We start from the raw sequence: 5,222 nt of genomic DNA on the forward strand, positions 1-5,222 counted from the left end.
ATTCGTTATCAGCACCTTTGTAAGTCAATTCAAAACGCTCAGGAAGGTTGTAATCTACCTGAATTGTTCCTAATTGCCACTGCCTTCCCAAAGCATCTTTAACCATAAAGTCAAGCTTCGGACCATAAAAAGCTGCCTCGCCATATTCTACAACAGTATTCAATCCTTTATCAGCGGCAGCGTTTATAATCGCATTTTCAGCTTTTTCCCAATTTTCATCAGAACCAATGTATTTTTCTTTGTTTTCCTGATCTCTTAACGAAATCTGAGCAGTAAAGTTTTCAAAGCCTAAAGAACCAAATACATAAAGTACTAAGTCAATTACTTTTTTGAACTCTTCATCCAATTGCTCCGGAGTACAAAAAATGTGAGCATCATCCTGAGTAAACCCTCTTACACGAGTTAAACCATGTAATTCGCCAGATTGCTCATATCTGTAAACAGTACCAAATTCAGCATAACGCTTCGGTAAATCTTTATAGGACCAAGGTCTTACGTTGTAAATTTCACAGTGATGAGGACAGTTCATTGGTTTCAATAAAAACTCTTCGCCTTCTGCTGGAGTATTGATTGGCTGAAAACTATCTGCACCGTATTTCGCATAATGACCAGAAGTGACATAAAGTTCTTTCTGTCCAATATGTGGAGTAACAACTTGTTCATAACCTGCTTTCTTTTGAGCCCTTTTTAAAAATTGTTCTAAACGGTCTCTAAGCGCAGCACCTTTTGGTAACCACAAAGGTAAGCCGGCTCCAACTTTCTGTGAGAAAGCAAATAATTCAAGTTCCTTACCAAGTTTACGGTGGTCACGACGTTTTGCCTCCTCAAGAAGTTCAAGATATTCAGTCAAATCTTTTTGCTTAGGAAAAGAAGTTCCGTAAACACGAGTTAACTGTTTGTTCTTTTCGTCACCTCTCCAGTAAGCACCGGCCACACTCATAATTTTAAAAGCTTTAATGATTCCGGTATTCGGAATATGTCCACCTCTACATAAATCTGTAAAAGTCGAATGATCACAAAAAGTGATAGTTCCGTCTTCAAGATTAGAAATTAATTCAGTCTTGTAAACGTTGTCCTTATACATTTCTAAAGCATCAGCTTTGCTAACAGGACGCATCTTAAATTCGTGTTTCTCTCTTGAAATCTCCAGAACACGATCCTCAATCTTTTTAAAGTCAGCATCAGTAATTTTTTGATCTTCAAAATCTACGTCATAATAAAAACCATTCGAAATCGCTGGCCCAAGAGTTAATTTAATTCCAGGATAAAGCTCTTCAAGAGCTTGGGCCATTACGTGCGAAGTCGAATGCCAGAAAGCTTTTTTACCTTCTGTATCATTCCATGTATATAAAATAAGACTACCGTCGGTCGTCAATTGAGTTTCGGTTTCTATTGTTGTACCATTAAAGGCTGCAGAAATCACGTTTCTTGCAAATCCTTCACTAATGCTTTTAGCAACCTCCATCGGAGTTACACCAGAAGCGAACTCTCTAATCGACCCATCGGGTAAAGTAATCTTAATCATTGTTTATAATTTTGTGAATGCAAATATAAGGCATTACTAAAATACATACAACTTGTTGTATGTAATTAAATTATTTGATTTTTTATTATTATTTACTGATTCGTCAAAAATCTTTATTGCTTTACCTAACCGGTACTAATGCTCTAGTTTTACTAAAATTCTCGCTTTAAATCCTTCAAAAAATTTAGCGCAATTTTTTCGGATTGTGTATCTGGTTATAATTGTGAAATTTTGGTTCTATATTATTGTACTATCACATCTGATACTGTAGACTCTCGATTTATTGAATTAATTCATTTAGATACTTGATCAGGGTTTTTTGTTTTTAGTTAAATATTAACAAGCATAACCTTCTATTCAAGGTGATTTTGTATGTTTATACTTTGTAACAATGTTTTAAACAAAATATAATTTATGAGAATAAAATTACTTAACTTATTTATGTTGCTAATGACTATTACTTTATGGTCGCAAAAGATTTCTGATATTGATTTTGCTATTTCATTAAACGGAAATAAAATAGTAACGACATCAAATTTTAAACAACAGTTTAAAGAAAAAAAAATCACAAGGAAACAAATTCCTAAAGTGGAGTATACTTTGTTGCAGTTTACAAAAATTCCATCTTTAGACGAGCAGCAAAAATTGAAAACACAGGGAATAACTTTGCTTAGTTATTTGTCTAACAATGCTTATTATGCTGCAATTTCTTCTGATTATTACAGCATAAGCACTGCATCTGATAATATAAGAGCAACAATTTCAATTGATTCACATTATAAATTAGATCCAATGATTGTTGATAATACTATTCCGGATTATGCAGCAGAAGGAGCTAATGTAATCAAAGTTGTTATTAGCTATTTTAAAGGAGTTGATGATAAAGTTATTTCGAAGGATTTAGCTGGTTTATTTATTAAAAGCAGTAAAAATGATTCCTCTTTTAATGAAGTTTATGTTCAGGCTACTAAAGAGAAACTTGAAGAAATTGCAAAACTAAATTGGGTACAAAATATCGAATTAGTTGCTCCTCCGGTTGAAAGCGATAACAAACCGGGAGTGAGTTCGCACAAAGCAAATGTTTTAGGATCTGTAATTCCAGGTCTTGGATATGGATTAACTGGGAAAGGTGTTAAAGTGGGTATTTGGGATGGAAATCTTGAACAACATAAAGACCATACCGGACGTGTTATCAATAGAGAATACGAATCAAATTCTTCGCACGGAGATCACGTTTCAGGAACTATTGGTGGAGCTGGTTTATTAGATCCAAGAGCAAGGGGAATGGCTCCTGAAGTACAAATGTACGGATGGAATTTTAATATTCAATCTAATGGTTTAACCGTTCAACAGGAAAGAGTTATTGCTGCTAATCAAGATGGTATTGAAATTACGTCAAATTCTTACGGAGTAAATTTAACAACAGGGTATAATACTGGAAGGTACAATACAGGAGATCGCGGTGATGATAATGTTACTACTTTGTTTCCTTATCTTTTAACAATTTATTCTAACGGAAATGCACAAACTGCATATGCGGGAGGTTTTAATACTTCTACAAAAAATTCCAAAAATGCATTGCACGTAGCTGCTAATAATCCAGATGATTTAATTAGTAGTTACAGTAGTTTCGGCCCCACGATTGATGGACGTTTAGTGCCTCAAATCGCGGCTATTGGTACAGATGTTTATTCATTAGACTACAGCAACTCTTATCAGGTAATGAGCTGAACATCTATGGCAACGCCAGGAACTACAGGTACAGTAGCTTTACTTTATGAAAGATATAAAAACATTTACAGTACAAAACCTTTGGCTTCTTTAATGAAAGCCTTAGTAACAAATACAGCCAAAGATGCAGGTAATCCTGGTCCTGATTATAAATACGGATTTGGAAACTTAAATGGTCTTAGAGCTGTTAAAGCTTTAGATAACAAAATGTTTTATACTGCAAGTGTCGCTAATGCAACCACTTACGAAAAAGATATAGTAGTTCCTGCTGGACTTGTTACATTAAAAGTAATGTTAGCCTATTCAGATTTACAAGGTACGCCCGGAGCAAATGCGATTCAGGTAAATGATTTAGATATTAAAATCGTGAAAGATGGTACAACGACTTTGCCCTTGGTTTTAAATCCAACTGCTCCAAATGCAAATGCTGCGCCCGGAGTTGATAATATGAATAATATTGAACAAATAACTTTAAATAGTCCTGCAGCTGGAATGTATAAAATAATCGTTACAGGTACAAAAGTTCCTCTTGCTACTCAGGAATTTTCTGTAGTTTATGATTACGTAGCTCCTGAATTAATTTTGACTTATCCTATTGGAGGAGAAAAATTCAATACAGAAACTACAGAATATATTCGTTGGGATTATGAAGGAGAATCTAAAAACTTCACTCTTGAATATTCAGTTGATGGAGGAATTAACTATCAATTAATTGCCAAAGATATTCCGGCAGCAGCTAGAAATTTTGCATGGAAAGTTCCGGCAGGAATTGTTGCTAATGCAAAAATAAGAGTTATTGCAGGAGCTAAAGTTGATGCTTCAACCGGTGTTTTTAATATTATAACAGAACCTAAAAATTTAGTTATTGCACCATCTGCTTGTGGTACATCATCTTATAAAATGGATTGGGATCCAATTGCAGGAGCTAAATATGAAGTTTTAAAAATGAATGGATACAAATTTGATGTTGTAGCAACTGTTACGGATCCTACTTATACATTTACAAATCTTACTTCGGGAACTGATAACTGGTTTACAGTACGAACTGTAGATATTGCAACAGGAATTGTTTCTGAAAGAATTAGTGCTGTAAATGCAGAACCAGTTTCTGCACCTGTAATCGATGCAGTAACTTTGCCTTTTGTTGAAAATTTTAATACAAGAAAAGCGACTAATTACGTTTTTTCAAAAGGAACAACAGGAACTGTAAAATACGAATATATTGATGCTAATTTCTTAGATGGAGCAAAAATGGCCGGATCAGTTGATGTGTCTGCATCTCCATGGGTTGCCAGCACATCATCAAATGCTTTTGCAAATAATCCTAATTTTATTAAAAAAGTATCTTTTTGTGATATTGATGCTTCAACGCTTGCAGGGAAAGCACTTCGTTTAAAATTTAATTTAATCTGGAATAGTGTTGGACCAGTAAATAAAGACTTTTTCAGACTTGTCGTAAACGGAACTCCGGTAAACAGCTATGAAAATTTAGGTGTTTATGGAGGAACTGCTTTATCAGGAAATACTGAATTAATATATGATTTATCTGCTTATGCCGGAACTACATTTAGCATTGCTTTTGAGTCGGTTATGGATAATGATGTTATTGTTGTTAGTAACGAGAACGTTTATAGCTCAGTATTTATTGATAATGTTTCACTTTTTGAAGCTAAAGCTACAGATCTTGAATTATCATCTTTAATTCCTAATACGGAACTTACAGCTGCCGAAACAGTAAAACTAAAAGTGTACAATGACTCTCCGATTGCAATAAGCAATATTCCGGTTTCTTATAAAATAAATGGTGGAGCAGAAGTTTTTGAAACTATTCCTGGTCCTGTATATCCTTTGAATGAAGTATCATATGATTTCGTGCAAAAAGCAGATTTTTCAACTCCGGGTTTATATACCGTAATAGCAAATGTTAATTATACAGGTGATACTGTAATTGATAACAATACTATTG

Annotated in this window: 1 protein-coding gene and 1 pseudogene; one reads left to right on the forward strand and one right to left on the reverse strand. The window is 34.2% G+C overall.

All coding sequences use genetic code 11. From position 1 onward, the window contains the following. A partial coding sequence (thrS, locus tag ABI657_RS18820) for a threonine--tRNA ligase (RefSeq protein WP_348098811.1) occupies positions 1-1,525 on the reverse strand: 1,525 nt, incomplete at its 3' end. Positions 1,526-2,317: 792 nt separating this feature from the next. Between thrS and ABI657_RS18825 the strand changes: the two are divergent. Continuing rightward, positions 2,318-5,222, forward strand: a pseudogene (locus ABI657_RS18825) (S8 family serine peptidase); the annotation flags it as partial.

Origin of the sequence: Flavobacterium sp. (genome assembly GCF_039930565.1) — a bacterium.
GTDB lineage: Bacteria > Bacteroidota > Bacteroidia > Flavobacteriales > Flavobacteriaceae > Flavobacterium.